Here is a 14,891-nt window from a genome sequence, read left to right as displayed (position 1 = left end):
CATATGATCGCAAGCGATCCGATCAAATTATCCTCTCAGCCTCTTGCAAGAGGGAGCCGTCCACATATGCCGGTTGCTGTCGAGGCTGCTCCCGCTAAGGCCGTACCGGTTCGGCTCGCTCGAACAAAGGCTGCGTCGGTGGAAGCCGCGGCGGTCGCGCCAAAGAATGCCAAGCGTAATGCGGCGAATCGCGACGCCAAGCCCATTGCGGCCAAGGCCGCACCGAAGCCCAGACGGAGCCGGGCACCGAAGGCCGGCGACGCTGCAGCGACGCTACCGGATACAGCGCCCGTCGAGGCGCCTGCGGCCGGCTAGTGGTGAAAATCTTACGCTTGGCACCCAACTGTCGCCCCATTCTCTGCCGTTCCAGAGCTGCCACGACCTCGTCCAATTGCCGCCATGATCGTCGCTAACCTCCCATGCTATGACGATCATCAGGTACGCGATCTTTCCCGATGACACAGCTTCGGTGCTGAGCATCTGGCGTGAGTTCATTGCAAACTCCCCGGTCAATCTCGACTATCAGGGAAATGACACCGAGTTCGCAAATTTGCCCGGCAAGTATGCAGCACCCAAAGGATGCGTGTTGCTTGCAGATCGAGACGGCGAAATCGAAGGCTGCATCGCATTGCGCGAAGTCAGCACCGCCATATGCGAGATGAAGCGGTTGTATGTGCGCCCTTCCGCACGAGGCAGTAACGTGGGCCAAAAGCTAGTGGAACGATTGATCGCGGAGGCTCGCGGTGTTGGATACCGCGAAATGAGGCTCGACGTGCAGGAAAAGTCCGTCTCTGCTCGTAAACTCTATGCGGCGTTCGGCTTCGTACCGGCGGAGCCGATCTCGTTCAATCCGGTCCCCGGCGCATCCTTCCTCGGCCTTCACCTGTAGTCGATTCGGCGCCCGATGATGGCGACAACTATCGCCCGCCGTGTCCCCGGAAACGGTCAGACCGTTCACCACCACTCATTGTCGTTCCGCCATGCCTGTGCCGAGTGCCAAGCGTCCGATTTTGACCACTAGCTCGCCAGCCTCTTCATTCGCTCCCCTCCCAATCGCAGCACGTCGTTCCAGTCTTTGAAGCCCATCGGCGGGTATTCGGTCTCGATGAGGCGTCCGGGCATCGCGTAGACCTCGATCGCGCTCGCGGCGCCGATCTCGCCCGCTATGTCATTGTCTGGGAAGAGGACGAGCCGCCTCACGTAATCGGGTATCGCAACCTGGTGCAGACGGTCGCTGCCCAGCGTCGCCCATACCGGAATGCCGAACAGGATCATCGCCGAGAGCGCGGTCTCGATGCCCTCGGCAAGACCAAGAACGAATGTCGCTGGAGCGAGCATCACGGCGGCGCGATCGGGCCGCCCGAGCATCATCCTTGGATCGGACAGGTCGCGGGCGCGGCGTGCGTCATCGCGGTCGAAGAAGGTCCGCTGGATCGCCACGAAGCGCCCGTCGGGGTGGGAACCGCCGTCGTGCAGCGCCGCGATCATTGCGGGACGGAAATCCACCGCGTCGGCTTGGCCTAGAGGTGTGCGGGGATGGAAACGGAGCGCGCGCGGCAGAATGGCAATGCGACGGCGCCGTAAGTATAGTTCGGCCGGCGTCCCGCTGAGCGGCCGAGCATCGTCCCAAATGCGTTGCGCACGCTGGCGCCGCCACAAATCCTTTCCTATGGCTGAGGACGCCTTTGCGGCTTTCTCGACATGGTGAAGGGCATTTTCGTCGAGGCGCAGGATCTCGTGGATGACGTCACGCGTGTCGCAACCGGCGAAGCATTTGAAGAGCAGCGCATGGTCCCCGACCCGCACCGAGAGGCTCGGAGCCCGGTCCGCGTGCGCGGGGCACAGGCACATGGCCCCACCGGGCTTCCATGTGCCGCCGAGCCGTTTAACGATGTCGGAACCGATCGCCTCTAATTCCGGGCTTCGGTTGTTGCTGGTGCGTACCATGGGGATATCCGAGCGATTGGCCCAGCGGAACGTGTCAACGATAATGAGACAGCCGTGTTGATAGATTAGGCTCGGATTTTCGTCTCGGTGGCGGGCGGGTTGATCCAGACTTTGGTTGGTTTTTCGGGTGGCGCGGGCGGTTTGTTGACGAAGCGCTCGGGGTTGGCGCGGAATGCGGTGTTGAGGGTTAGCTGTCGGGCGGCGTAGACGTCGTCGGCCTGGCCGTAATGGACCTGATCGGGTGTCATCAGGCCGATGCCGAAGTGGTGGTGGTCCCGATTGTACCAGTCGAAGAAGCGGCGGCAGAAGGTCTTGGCGTCCTGGATGCAGCCGAAGCGTTTTGGGAACTGCGGCTGGTATTTCATGGTCTTGAAGTGGCTTTCCGAGAAGGGATTGTCGTTGGAGGTGTAGGGTCTGCTGTGCGATTTGGTGACGCCGAGATCGGCGAGCATCAGGGCGGTGGTCTTTGCCGTCATCGAGGGTCCACGGTCGGCGTGGAGCGTGAGCTGGCCGGGCGCGACGCCATGTTTGGCGGCGGCATCCTGGAACAACTGCTTGAACAGGTTGGCATTTTCTGTGTCGGCGACGTGCCAGCCGACGACCCGGCGGCTGAAGATGTCGATGATGACGTAGAGGTAGAAGTAGGTCCATTTCCGGGAACCCATCAGCTTTGTGATGTCCCAGGACCAGACGGAGTTCGGCGCCTCGGCGAGCAGTTCGGGCTTCTGGTAGTGCGGATGGCGCAGCTGTCGCCGGCGCTCCTTCACCTCCTGATGTTCGTGAAGGATCCGATACATCGTGCGGATCGAGCAATGGTAGACGCCCTGATCGAGCAGCGTGGCATAGACCTCGGCCGGCGCGAGGTCGGCAAAGTGCGGCTCGCGCAGCAGGCCGATGACGGTTTCGCGTTCCGATGCCGTGAGCGACCGGGCAGGCTTCGGCCGGGGACGTACCGGAAGCGATGGACGCGCCGCGGCGAGCTGGCGACGGTGGAAGGTTGCGCGCGATAGTCCCAGTGCATCGCAGGTCGCGGCGACCATGGAGCGATTGGGTTCCATTTCGGCGACGACGGCCATCAGGGCATCTCGTCGGGTTCGAGCGGTATCCCCAGCAGCAGCGCAACTTTTTTTTGAATCTCGATCACGGCTTCGGCGCGCACAAGCCGGCGCTTGAGCCGCTCGTGTTCACGCAGAAGCTGAGCGTGTGGAGCCGCCAGCGGATTCACGGCTCCGACCTTGGGACCCCGTTTCACCGGGTTGAGGCCGTTGTAGGCGCCGGCTTCCCGCTGGCGCCGCCACTCCGTCAGGCTCGACGAATACACGCCCTCGCGCCGCAGGATGGCGCCGATCGCGCCAGGCGTGCCGGTGGCGCGATCGACCTCCGCCAGAATGCGCAGCTTGTCTTCGGCCGTGAACGTGCGGCGACGTGGGCGGTCCAGAAGTTCGGGGGAAGCCGCCGCTGGCGCTGACACCAGCGGCGGCCTACGGCCTCCCTCGGTGTCAGCGCCAGCGGCGGCTGCGGTCTCGTCGGTCGCGATACGGGGCATAACCATCTTGATGAATCACCTGCGACCTCAAGGCTAAACTCCGGCGGGGTCGTTGTCTCATCTTCATTGGCACGGAGGGCAGCCGCTCTCGGTCCCGGAGCGAAGTCTCAACGACGGCTTGGACGGACAGGCGGTTCAGGCAAGTGCTGGCAATCGCAGGGCTGAAGCAGCCTTGAAATCATCCGGCAACCCTGCTCTCCCTCCCCTCCCGAACGGCGCTCGCGCCGCTATCCCGATCAACGCTCCGTCAATGAGCCTCGGCCCCCGGAGCCGATACTGGTATCCACAGGTAGCGAAACCTGCCGGCCATGACGCCTAGATCAGAATAGTCCCGCCAGACGAGCGGGTACCGGCCAGTCAGCTGCAGAGGGACATCTCGTCCCCTGATCGTTCCGGCGCCGGCGCTGGCGCCCCATTGGAGTGTCCCGGCGAGCTCCTTCGCCTCGGCAATATCGAAGGCCGCATCGACCGTATCGGTGCGCCGGCGGGGTTGCCAATAGGCAGGGTCGTTTGAAACGACCAGAACGGCAGCGCCGTGGTTTGTCCGGCGAACAAAGGCCTCCATTCGCGCGACATCCTTGCAGACATCATGGCGCCGAATGTCATGGGCGCTCTGCTGGCGGAGTGTAAATCGCTCTCCGTTAACCTCGACAACAAGCCCCTTGCAGAGATATTTCAACTCCAGAGCAAAGGGTCGCTCCCCAAGGAGGAGGACATCGATCGCTCCGCGCAGGTCACCGCCAAGCGGATATTCCAATCGGATCTGCTTGTGTGGTTGGCGCAAGCGCAGCTCCATGGCGAGTTCGTGCTGGAGATCGGCCTCCGAACAGAAGACCGGACGCCGCCTGGCCATTTCGGACATGATCTGGTCGATCTCGATCAAGGTAAGCTCCATAACCACATCGAGCGCGGCATCTATACCGAGCACCGTTAAGCGAGCGTAGCACGGCGAGGAATCACCATCTGGTGCAGACAGGACAACGTGAGCCGCCTGCGCGAACGGTCCAACGGCGATTGTCGCGCATGCGTTTGGCTGATGCAATGCATTGCTTCATGAACGCCCCACTCGAACTCAGAGTCCGATTTAGCGGCCCCCACATAATCATCCAGAATGGATCAATGCAGTCCGGAAGCCATTTACGGGCAAGAACTTACAATATGGCGCGTGGAGACATGAGATTCTTTCTCGCCTGAGAAAGGAGCGTGTCATGCCCATTCGCCCTAAGATGATTCCCGTCGGTTCCCGCCCATCCGACAAGTCGGATCGGGAGCAGTTGAAATGATGGAGGGTTCGCGCATCACAGCCACCGTAAACAGGTGCAGCATGGTCGATTTTGCAGAACAGGTGCAGCGGCTGCGAGCAGATGAGTTCGGCCGGGACTTATTTACGATTCCCGCATTCGAGATGCTCCTCGATCTCTATACCTGCAGGAGTCGCCAGCCGCGTTCGCTGACCGCTCTAACAGCAGCATCGAGCGCATCGGAACGGAATTCGCAACGGATCGTCCACCGACTGGCTCAACGCGGGCTGGTCAAACTCCGACGCGATCCGAACGATGGCCGAAGGATCCTTGTCGAGCTGGAGCCGGCGGCGAGAGAATTGCTCGACCGCTTCTTTGACCGGTTGGTCGAACTCGTCGCGGTTCCGCCAGCGCGCAAGCAGAACGAGGGCTGATGAGGCGATGCAGATGGGAAAATGGGAGTTCCCTTCTTGTAGCGCCTTGCAACCATCTGGAAATCGTTGCAGAGTTTTCGCGCAGCGCGGGAAACGGCTGGGGACCGCCTGCAGGATAAACCTTCCAGGCATGACAACGTGTCCATCCATGACGGTTGGGCGCACGCATTGGACGCTATTGCCCGCCACCCTTGGGTGGTCCTGTCATGCTGTCTTCGCTACTTTTCTGGCGTCGCCCTTTGGCGCGCTTCGCCCTCCAAACGTGCGCGTAGACCAATGTTTCGCGGCAACGGGGATGATGGCATCTGCGCGCGTGCGTCTGCACGCTATGAAGACCGCCAGTTCGAAGCCGTTTATCGAAGGGAGGCGCCGAAGCTGCTTTCCTTTCTCAAGCGGCGCATCTGGCTCGAGGAGGACAGGCATGATCTGGTGCAGGAGGCTTTCACGAGGTTGGTCGCTTCGCGATCCACCGCCGCCTTGAGCAATCCCGGGGCTTATTTGCAGGGCATTGTTCGACATCTCCTGGCCGATCGCGTGCGCGCCTGGACCAAGGCACAATCCTTCGATCCCGTGGTATATTCGGCCGGCGAGGAGATTGCCGGGCCGGACGCCATCGCGGAAATGAACGAGATGCGGCACCGCTATCGACTGGCTGTCGAGCGCCTCCCGCCAAGGACGAAAGAGGTATTTTTTTTACATCGCGCTGAAGAACTCGGGTATAGGCAGATAGCCGAACAACTCGATATCAGTATCCGGACCGTGGAGTGGCATGTGGCGGAGGCCATTGTGCGCATTGGCAAGATTATCGGAAATGCCCATGGCTGAAGATGAGATGCCGGAGGCTATGCCGAGGATGGACCAGCAGATGCGTGAGGCATCCCTGTGGTTCGCCAGGATGCGGGGTCCTGATGCCGAGGAGTGGCGCCCCCAGTTCGAGCAGTGGCTCGCCCTCGGGGCATCGCATCGAGGCGCATACAACGAAGCTGGCGAGATATTCGCATTGGGGCGCTTCATGGCGGCTCAGGACGAAGAGCAAACCGGTGAAGCCAACGACAATGAAGAGAGCGGCCGCGCTTGGAAATGGGTGGCAATCGCAGCCAGTCTCCTCCTGACCGTCGGTATCGGAGGATGGATCGCAAAGGTGGAGTTACCAGGCGCTGGAGACGCTCCGGTCCAGGTGGCACAGCCCAAGGTTGATCAAACGGCCGAGCGCCAGCGCTATGCGACGCTGAACGGTTCCCGAAAGACGGTGCGGCTCGCAGATGGTTCGTCGGTCGATCTCGATCCCAACAGTGAACTCCTCACGAGCTTCAGCACTGGTCGGCGCGAGTTGAAACTCGAACGTGGTGGTGCCCGCTTTGATGTTGCGCATGAGACGCGCCCCTTTGTCGTCCTAGCTGGTGGAGGAAGCGTGACTGCACGCGGGACGATCTTCGACGTCAGTCTAGATCGCTATGAGCGTGTAACCGTTAGGCTGCTGCGCGGTGCAGTCGACGTCGAACGCCCCAGCACTATCAAGGGAACGACCGGCCGGACAGCCGTGGCGCGTCTTGAACCGGGCGAGACCCTCAGCTTCGCGGCTATCACGCCGACCGTGCTTCGATCCGCGCCGGGAAGAGCCGAGCTTCAGCCTATAGCCCCGCTACCGGCCATCTCGGCCGTGCGTGAGTATGAGCGCACGCCCCTCGCTGCGGTCGTGGCCGAAGCCAACATGGATTCTACAACCGCTATCCGTTTGGGCGATCCGAGTATCGGGACGTTGCGAGTTAGCGGCCGATTCCGGGTAAATGATGCCGATCAGGTCGCCGACCGACTTGCAACTCTGTTCGATCTTGAAGTCGAAAGGACCAAACCGGACGAGATCACGCTCCGGAAGCGATAACCGAAAACTTTTTTGTCCCTTACCCCGTAGGTTGCAGTTTTGTTGCGATGCTCCCTGAAAATCTCGCCAAATTGTCGGGAGTTTCGAAGGGGGCACAAGATGGTTCGAATGGGGTATCGGTTTCGGTGTGCTCTCCTTGCAGCGGTGGCGATCGGTACGCTGGTGCCAGTCGCTCCCGCATTCGCCCAGGAGCAGCACCGCATCGAGTACAACATTGAGGCCGGCGACCTGGGTGAAGCTCTCAAGACCGTGAGCCGCTTGTCGGGGAAGGAGATCATCTTCCACTCCGAGGCGGTGCTTGGAAGGCACGCGCCGCGGCTGCGTGGAAGCTTTAGCGCGGATGAAGCTGTCCGGGCGCTTCTGGAAGGCTCCGATCTTACGGCCCAGTACCGAAGGGATGTTGTCATCATCCGGGGGCGATCGAAGGCGTCGAGCGGACTAGGTGATCGCTCGGCGGATGGATCAGATATTGTCGTGACAGGATCAAGGATCAGGGGCGCTGCCGCTGCATCACCTGTGATAGTGATTTCCCAAGAAGAGATGAGTATCGCCGGCATGTCCAATGTGGACGAAGCGATCCGTAGCATTCCCCAGAATTTCAGCGGCGGCCAGAATCCCGGTGTGGCCCAGGGTGTCCCGGAGCGGAATGGCGCGAACTATGGCTCGGGTTCTTCGATCAATTTAAGGGGTCTGGGCCAGGATGCGACATTAACGCTGCTGAATGGGCACCGCCTCGCCTATAATTCGGCGTTCCAAGGCATCGACGTCTCGACGATCCCGTTTGCGGCGGTCGATAGAATCGAGATCGTCGCCGACGGTGCTTCCGCAGTGTATGGATCGGATGCAGTCGCCGGTGTGGCAAATATCGTGTTGTCCCGTGACTTCGATGGTCTTTCGACTTCCGCGAGATTTGGCGCGTCGACCGACGGTGGCAACGAACAGCAGCAATATTCAGCGGTCGGTGGAAAGCGCTGGTCGACCGGAGGAGTGCTGCTTGCTTATGAGTTCGCGAAGACAATTCCGGTCATCGCCCGCCAGCGAGATTACACCTTCAGCCTGTGGGGCGATACGACCATCCTGCCCGAAATAAAACGGCACAATGCGATCCTCAGTGGACATCAAATGCTCGCCCCTAATATCGAGTTCAAGGTCGATGCCCTCTATAATTGGCGCGATTCCGGATATAACGTTCCATTTACGAACACCAGAGACTACAAGGTTCTTGGCAGTTTAGGTTGGTTTAAAGCCCAAGCCTTCGCGCTGGCTCCATCCCTCAAGTTCGACGTTTCAAATGACTGGAATGTTTCATTGACGGGTGTCTATGCTCAGGACAATACCGACTATGGGTCCGAGACCTACCAGAACGGGTCCGTCGTTTCGGTTATCGCTGGCACCTACCATAACACGACCAAGTCTGTCGAACTCGGCGTCGAGGGAAAACTCATCGACCTCCCTGGAGGTCCTGTCCGCCTCGCATCGGGCGTAGGCTATCGCAACAACGACTATACCTCCACCCGTGTGCGTCAACCACGCGGAATCGATGAATCGCAGGGCGCCAAATACGCGTTCGCCGAGCTGAATTTCCCATTGATCGGCCCCAGCCAAGACATCGCGTTCGTGCATCGCCTCACGGTCAACCTTGCAGCTCGCCATGAGGATTATGATAATATCGGCAATGTCACGACCCCAAAGATCGGCATGATCTACTCGCCCATATCCGGCATCTCTCTCAAGGGATCGTGGGGGCGTTCATTCAAGGCTCCGCAGTTCTATCAACAATACTCCCTCAGGAATGCAACAATATATGACGCTAGCGCAGTTGGAGGATCAACATATCCTGCTGGGTCATCTGTGCTCTTCCTCACCGGCGGTAATCCGAATATTGGCCCGGAGCGCGCCACGACTTGGACCGCCACAGCAAGCCTTGATCCCGGATTAATACCGAATGCGTCACTCGAGATAAGCTATTTCCATGTAGACTATCGCAACCGCGTCGTATCGCCGTTTCCGTCCTCCGCGAATGCATTGACCAATCCGGTATTTGGATCGTTGGTCGCGTTGGATCCAACCGCCACGGAGATTGCTGGAACTTATTCTTCTGCCGATCAGGTCTTCAACGCCAGCGGTCGCCCATATGACCTTGGAACCGTCGTCGCGATCGTGAACGGCGTGAACCGTAATGCGAGCAGCCAGAAGGTCCAGGGCGTCGATTTCTCCGGGCGATACGGCTTCGAGCTACCGAGGGCCGGGCGGCTCACGCTTCACGCCGACGCCAGCTATATAGAGAGCAAGCAGCGGCTATCGGACGGTCAACCCATGGTCGATCTTGCCGGCACGATTTTCAATCCGCCACACTTCAGAGCGCGCGGCGGGGCTTCATTCGACAACAGGTCGACCAGCGGCTCTCTATTCATCAACTATATCGGAGGCGTAACCGACAATCGGTCGGCAGCCCGCCCCGGCGTGTCGTCGATGACGACTGTCGATTTGAGCGCTCGCCATCTGGCAATGGGTGAATCCCGAGACGGCCCTAGTCTTGAGATCTCCGCCACGGTGCAGAACCTATTCAACGACAAACCTGACATGATCGCCAAGACGTTCGTCTACGCAACACCGTTCGATTCAACCAATTATTCGGCCGTCGGACGGTTCGTTAGCCTCTCGATCACAAAGCGCTGGTAAATCATGATCATCGATTGCGCGTTTACGGGCGCTCGTACCAGCTTGCTCGTCATGAGCCTGCTTTCAGCGACGTCCGCAATGGCTGCCACTTCGAACCGGTGTCCTGGTCTCCTTCCGGAGAAGGATATGGCCGGCCCAAAGCGGAACCTCACCGCCTTGGACCTTGTGCAACTGCGCGATATCGGATCACCGGAAAGTTCCCTCTTTCGGTATGATCATCCGATGGCAATTTCGCCAGACCGCAACCGGCTTGCCTTTGTGGTCCGCCGTGCAGATCCGGCGAGCAACACCTATTGCAACGGACTGGTCATCCTCGACCTGGCGGACAAGGGCCTGCACTTGATGGACGTGTGGCGGGGTTTCTTGGCCGAGCCGCCGCTCGCAATCCGCCAATTGGTGGTCAGTTCGGGAATGCCGGCCCAGAACAGACCTGTCTGGCGGCCGGATGGCCGGGCTCTCGCCTGGTTGAAGCGGTCGGATCGCCGCACTGAAGCATGGATAGTCGATATCGCGACTGGAGAGTCGCACCTGGCAACGGGACTAGCCTCGGATGTTGAAAGCGTCGCTTGGTCTGCCGATGGCCGGTCTCTCGTTCTCAAGACGCGCCCCGAACTTGCGCAGAGAGACACGCGAAGCGCCGATGAAGCACGGCGCGGCTTCCACTATGATGATCGGTTCATGCCGAACCAGGGAGATCGGCCACTCCTGATGGAGCCTCTTCGCACCGTGACGGAAACCGTCGCGGTTGGAAACGCTCCGTCGATTGGGAATTTGGCAACCCGTCCTCAAGGACAAGCTGCACTGAGTTCAAGCGAGGAGAATTCCGTTGCGATTGGTCCGAACGGTCGCTGGGCATGGATCGCAAAGCTCGATGATACCCTGTTCAGCGAGAGCGTCGTATGGTCGACGGCACCGAACGGGAAACCATTGCGCTGCGAATATGAGGAATGCAGCGGGGATGTGTTCGCCCTCGATTGGAGCGACAGCAGAAAATCGCTCGTGTTCCTGGTCCGTCGCGGATGGAAAAATGAGGAGACGATTGTCTATCTCTGGAACGGTGTCGATGCTCCGAAGACGCTATACGCGACGCTCGACACTCTGGCGGACTGCAAGGTCTCATCGTCGGCCCTGCTGTGCCTGAAAGATGGTGCGACAGCGCCACGCAGGCTGGTGAGCATCGACCTGCAATCGGGCAAGGGCATCGTACTCTTCGATCCCAATCCAGAGTTTGAATCGATCGCGTTAGGGTCGGTTCAGCGTCTCCGGTGGAAAAACGCGAATGGTCTGGAAGTCTGGGGAGATCTCGTGCTGCCCCCCGGCTACGACGGGGAGAGCAAGCTTCCGCTAGTCGTCGTGCAGTATCATAGTGACGGATTTCTTCGGGGTGGCACCGGAGACGAGTACCCAATCCAGCTATTCGCGACTGCGGGATTTGCGGTCCTCAGTCTCGAGCAGCCGAACTTCATCGCCCGCATCCTGCCGAACATTCGGAATTGGGATGACGCTAATCGGGAGGATGAGACCGCATGGAGAGAACGCCGAAGTCTCCTATCATCGTTGGAAATTGGGGTCGCGAAAGTCATCGACATGGGCGTGGTAGATCCAGCCAGGATCGGGCTGACAGGCCTGAGCGACGGCGCAACCACGGCCCAATTTGCTTTGATCAACAGTCGAACCTTTGCGGCTGTCTCTGTGAGTTCCTGCTGCATCGACCCCAACACGGTCATGATCTATGGCGGCGAGCGTTGGGCGCGCGTCAATCGGAGTCGGGGCTTTCCCCGCACCGTCGATCGTGACGAAGCGTTCTGGCGCCCAATGTCGCTTGCATTGAACGCATCGCGCGTGAAAGCGCCGGTGCTGATGCAGCTTCCAAGTGATGAGTATCTGTTGGGCCTGGAAAGTTTTAATGCTCTCCGTGAGTCCGGCTCTCCCGTAGAGCTCTATGTTTTTCCTGATGAGCGCCATGTAAAGTGGCAGCCAGCACACCGCCTAGCGGTCTACGAGCGAAGTCTCGATTGGTTCAACTACTGGCTCCGCGGACAAGAAGATAACGCGGATGCCAAGCGCGAACAATATGACCGTTGGAGCCGCCTACGCGCTATAAAGCAGCGGTGTCTTTCCCTGTCTGGACATGCGCCTCTCAGTCCATGAGTGTATCCAAGCCTCGACGTCCACGATCCTGAGTATTCTCGAATGGGTCAGACCACGAGCCGGCCCGGCATGATCGATCGCGCGCAGAATAGCCTCGCGATCGATAATTCCCCAGGAGGCGAGCATCCCGTCGCCAACGATCTCCCGAATCTGGGTTTTCTTAGCCTCGAAGAGATCAACCAAGAAACTCTCGGGGGTGCCCTTGTCGCGGCGCCGGACAACACCATCCGGCAATATATTTGAAAACGCCTCTCGTGCTAGCACTCGATTCTGACCGCCCTGACACCACCGCCAACTGGGCTTGCTCAGGCACCACTCAACAATTGGTTGAGCAAGGAGCGGGTAGATCATCGGCTTCCGTGAAAAGCTCTCCAGATGGTTCTCGATTTGGAGTAACAGCGCGATATGCGCTGCGCTTCCGGGCAGACCTCCCTCCGGTACGTTGAACCAGGGATGCAGTGAGGGATCAATATGTGGCTCGTCCACCCGCTCAAGGAGAAATTCTCGATCTGCCAGCCACCTGTAAGTCGGCGGCATTCGCCAGGCGCGACGCATTCCCCGAGTCAGTGCCGTGAGAGCGGAACAGCCAGTGAGTTCGCTTAGGTCGCCTGCCGAGCGAAGAACTCCGCCGATATGTCGCCAGACGAGAAGTCGGTCCGCAACGGGGGCGACCGATTGCAGGGAGCAGAATACATTGTCCCCACCCGCCCCATTTACATAACCATCGGCGCCGATCCGCTGGGCGACCTCACGCGCCCGGCAATCCCAGGCCTGAACGAAAGAGCGCGTGGTCGGTCGGGGAAGGCTGCTGGCGGCAGATGTCGATAGATCGACCTCCTCCACATCAAGTTGCACCGTTTCCATTGGTAGTCCAAATGCGCCCGCGACCGCCGAAGCGAAATGAATCTCGTCCCCCGATGCCTGAGAAGTAAGGAAGTTCAGACATGTCACGCGATTTGCTGGGGCTAGGGCTGCTGTAAGAATTGAAGAATCCAAGCCTCCCGACAGATCCACAAGCAAATGGTCCATGCCGGCGGTGAGGCTGCGCGCGCAGGTTTCTACGAGAGCGCGCAATTCCTCAGCCTCGCCGTCCTGCTCATGATAATTGCTGGCTTGAATCGCAAACTCCCAAGGCGACCAAAGCGTATCCCGCACGACCGAGGCAGGTCGAATCAAGAGGCGCTCCCCACGGAGAAGTTCCACCAGCCCGCGGAATCCCGTTTGCGATGGCCGTAGTGAGATCGCGCGTAAGTGCTGGACCAGATAGGAATGATCCAGGTCGGGATCGAGCAGACCAAGCTCAACTAGAAGGGTTGGGTCAGAAGAGAGGGAGATACTATCGTGTCGTGAAAGATAATAGCAGGGCACCGATCCGGACGGGTCGCGGATAACGAGATCCAATTCCTGGGTTGTGAGAATTGCAACATATCCGCCCCAAAAATCGGACATCAGAACGCGCCCATGGCTGTCGAGGATGCGTTCCGCCTGAGCATCGGTCATGCTGACAAGCGGTTGCGAGTTTTCGCGCTCGTACAGCTTGCCTAGTACAATTCCACGTCCACCGGGCAGCTCAACAATTTGGGAGTTCGAATGTGCGAAGACGGCAACATGTCGCCCGGAGTAAACTAGCTCCAGGCTCAATGCAGCACAGATTCGATTAAGATCGACAGTCTTGTCGTTATCGATTTTACGGAGTAAAACATATCTCATATTCAGATAACTAGGATTGGTGTAAATATTCTCACGATCTCGTGTCGATCGTTGAGTATACGATCATTATCCTGCACCCAACTGTGGGCGCCAAAAGGAGCCAGTTTCACTCCTATAACTAATTTTGCGTCGATCCCTCTGCCTGCCAAATACCTTGCCAAGCTCATTGACCGCAGCAAACATTTATTCTCGGCTGTGATCAGAGCCCGAGCTGCTTGGAGGCCCCAGATAGTCTGAAGTGTACAACGCCAACCACCCTCCGGTGACTTCGGTCGTGACGTCTTCCTGGCTCGGAGATCGTCGATTAGGCCCCTGATGTTCTTTCTACGTAAATGCCACGCCGTGTTGCTAAGCATGGACCATATGCCGATGGCGTGAATGCTCGGTCCGATGGTTGGGATCTCATCTAATGCCGTTGAAGTTGGTCGATCGGGAAGCAGACAGGGGCTAAGATTTCCGGTCGAGTGCTGGGTGGCCAGAGGCTCCCAGGCCAGCAAGCGACCCAGAGTTAAGGGGGCTTCAACTGCTTCCGCATTGTCAGCTACGAACGCGTCAAACTGATGATCGGCCTTCAGACTCAATCCGAAGTATCGATCGTCATGCAGGTCAAGAAACAGATGTCTCTCGCCTACCCGGCAGAAGGTGAGGCCGTCTCGAAGAGCATAGGGCATGACGCCTATTCCTCCGGTATTCGGCGCGCGAGCCGAGGCCCGCGCGCCGCTGCGGTTATTCGTCGGTGAGGCCCATCAGGACCTGCTCGCCAGCGCCGTCGTTGCCGCCGATGCCGGGGCCCTTGGTTTCTTCTGTGACCGACCCGAGGTCGATCAGTTCATCGACGTTGCGATCATCGTTGCGTTCCATGACACACTCCTCTTCATCTGCCGCGACAAAAGCGGCAGCCCCACGCTAACGGTGTCGAAGCTGCACTTGTGACGAATATATCCAGCCAAATTGACGCGATATCCGTTTGCTGTGCCCCACGATCTTGACCCGAGTGAAAGGCCGATCGAGGAAGAGTCGCTATCACTTTGAATTAACTACCTTTGTCAGTGCTCCGCAGAATCTTGGATAATTTTCCATTGATTGGCGATTTTCCTCGCATGATACGCTTCAATGCGTCGCCGAGTTGCCTTGCGGAAATTCGCAACCTCCATGCTAGCGAGTATTGCCAACTCCTTTTCGGCAAGGGCCGGTTTGGCCGCCTCACTGATCCGACTATAGCCCGGCTTATTCATGACAGCGGCGTAGTTTGCCTGGATTGGCGGGCGACGGCACTGGCGGCGTGGACGGGACGAGCG

The 14,891-nt window shown here is 59.1% G+C and carries 14 protein-coding genes; 7 read left to right on the top strand and 7 right to left on the bottom strand.

Annotated features, from left to right (window positions below; all coding sequences use genetic code 11):
- Positions 1-424: 424 nt before the first annotated feature.
- A complete protein-coding gene (locus tag V2I08_RS19475; RefSeq protein ID WP_043152481.1) occupies positions 425-889 on the top strand; it encodes a GNAT family N-acetyltransferase in 465 nt (154 codons plus the stop codon).
- A 128-nt stretch (positions 890-1,017) separates the two neighbouring features.
- Here V2I08_RS19475 and V2I08_RS19470 read toward each other — a convergent pair whose 3' ends face one another.
- The 3 genes from V2I08_RS19470 to V2I08_RS19460 form a co-directional block, all read right to left on the bottom strand.
- Positions 1,018-1,947: a toprim domain-containing protein gene (locus tag V2I08_RS19470; RefSeq protein WP_043152480.1), complete on the bottom strand. Its 930-nt coding sequence runs from the start codon at positions 1,945-1,947 to the stop codon at positions 1,018-1,020.
- Between the two features lie 65 nt (positions 1,948-2,012).
- Positions 2,013-3,499 (bottom strand): IS3 family transposase gene (locus V2I08_RS19465; RefSeq protein WP_405053680.1). Its coding sequence is split into 2 segments (ribosomal slippage): positions 2,013-3,067 and positions 3,067-3,499, totalling 1,488 coding nucleotides; the frame shifts between segments, so codons are not numbered across the junction.
- A 241-nt stretch (positions 3,500-3,740) separates the two neighbouring features.
- Positions 3,741-4,376: a hypothetical protein gene (locus V2I08_RS19460; RefSeq protein ID WP_051520073.1), complete on the bottom strand. Its 636-nt coding sequence runs from the start codon at positions 4,374-4,376 to the stop codon at positions 3,741-3,743.
- Between the two features lie 441 nt (positions 4,377-4,817).
- Here V2I08_RS19460 and V2I08_RS19455 point away from each other — a divergent pair, with 441 nt between their 5' ends.
- The 5 genes from V2I08_RS19455 to V2I08_RS19435 all read left to right on the top strand — a co-directional run bounded on the left by V2I08_RS19455 (position 4,818) and on the right by V2I08_RS19435 (position 11,883).
- Positions 4,818-5,168, top strand: coding sequence for a hypothetical protein (locus tag V2I08_RS19455; RefSeq protein WP_235209798.1), 351 nt, complete (start codon positions 4,818-4,820; stop codon positions 5,166-5,168).
- Positions 5,169-5,444: 276 nt separating this feature from the next.
- Complete coding sequence (locus V2I08_RS19450) at positions 5,445-5,993, top strand: RNA polymerase sigma factor (RefSeq protein WP_043152475.1); 549 nt, start codon at positions 5,445-5,447, stop codon at positions 5,991-5,993.
- Positions 5,986-7,050 carry a FecR family protein gene (locus V2I08_RS19445; protein WP_043152521.1) on the top strand — a complete coding sequence of 355 codons (1,065 nt, stop codon included), beginning with the start codon at positions 5,986-5,988 and terminating at the stop codon, positions 7,048-7,050. Before V2I08_RS19450 ends, V2I08_RS19445 begins: the two co-directional genes overlap by 8 nt.
- A gap of 144 nt (positions 7,051-7,194) precedes the next feature.
- Positions 7,195-9,732 (top strand): TonB-dependent receptor, encoded by a 2,538-nt coding sequence (locus V2I08_RS19440; protein WP_043152473.1) that lies wholly within the window; start codon positions 7,195-7,197, stop codon positions 9,730-9,732.
- 156 nt (positions 9,733-9,888) lie between these two features.
- Complete coding sequence (locus V2I08_RS19435; protein ID WP_161774320.1) at positions 9,889-11,883, top strand: Atxe2 family lasso peptide isopeptidase; 1,995 nt, start codon at positions 9,889-9,891, stop codon at positions 11,881-11,883.
- On the opposite strand, the gene V2I08_RS19430 is transcribed toward V2I08_RS19435, so the two are convergent.
- Positions 11,824-13,593, bottom strand: a complete 1,770-nt coding sequence (locus V2I08_RS19430) for an asparagine synthetase B family protein (RefSeq protein ID WP_043152472.1) — start codon at positions 13,591-13,593, stop codon at positions 11,824-11,826. The genes V2I08_RS19435 and V2I08_RS19430 overlap by 60 nt on opposite strands.
- A gap of 2 nt (positions 13,594-13,595) precedes the next feature.
- Complete coding sequence (locus V2I08_RS20655) at positions 13,596-13,949, bottom strand: lasso peptide biosynthesis B2 protein (protein WP_405053681.1); 354 nt, start codon at positions 13,947-13,949, stop codon at positions 13,596-13,598.
- 204 nt (positions 13,950-14,153) lie between these two features.
- Here V2I08_RS20655 and V2I08_RS19425 point away from each other — a divergent pair, with 204 nt between their 5' ends.
- Positions 14,154-14,333, top strand: a complete 180-nt coding sequence (locus V2I08_RS19425; protein ID WP_349636441.1) for a hypothetical protein — start codon at positions 14,154-14,156, stop codon at positions 14,331-14,333.
- Here the strand turns inward: V2I08_RS19425 and V2I08_RS19420 are convergent.
- A complete protein-coding gene (locus V2I08_RS19420) occupies positions 14,320-14,454 on the bottom strand; it encodes a benenodin family lasso peptide (protein WP_152542764.1) in 135 nt (44 codons plus the stop codon). The two genes, V2I08_RS19425 and V2I08_RS19420, sit on opposite strands and share 14 nt — an antisense overlap.
- Before the next feature lie 185 nt (positions 14,455-14,639).
- The coding region (locus V2I08_RS19415; RefSeq protein WP_349636440.1) for a hypothetical protein at positions 14,640-14,891 on the bottom strand (252 nt) is incomplete at its 5' end.

Source organism: Sphingobium sp. MK2, from assembly GCF_040170545.1.
Taxonomy (GTDB): Bacteria; Pseudomonadota; Alphaproteobacteria; order Sphingomonadales; family Sphingomonadaceae; genus Sphingobium.
Note: the sequence above shows the minus strand (reverse complement) of the source record. Positions and strands in the feature narration are given on the sequence as shown.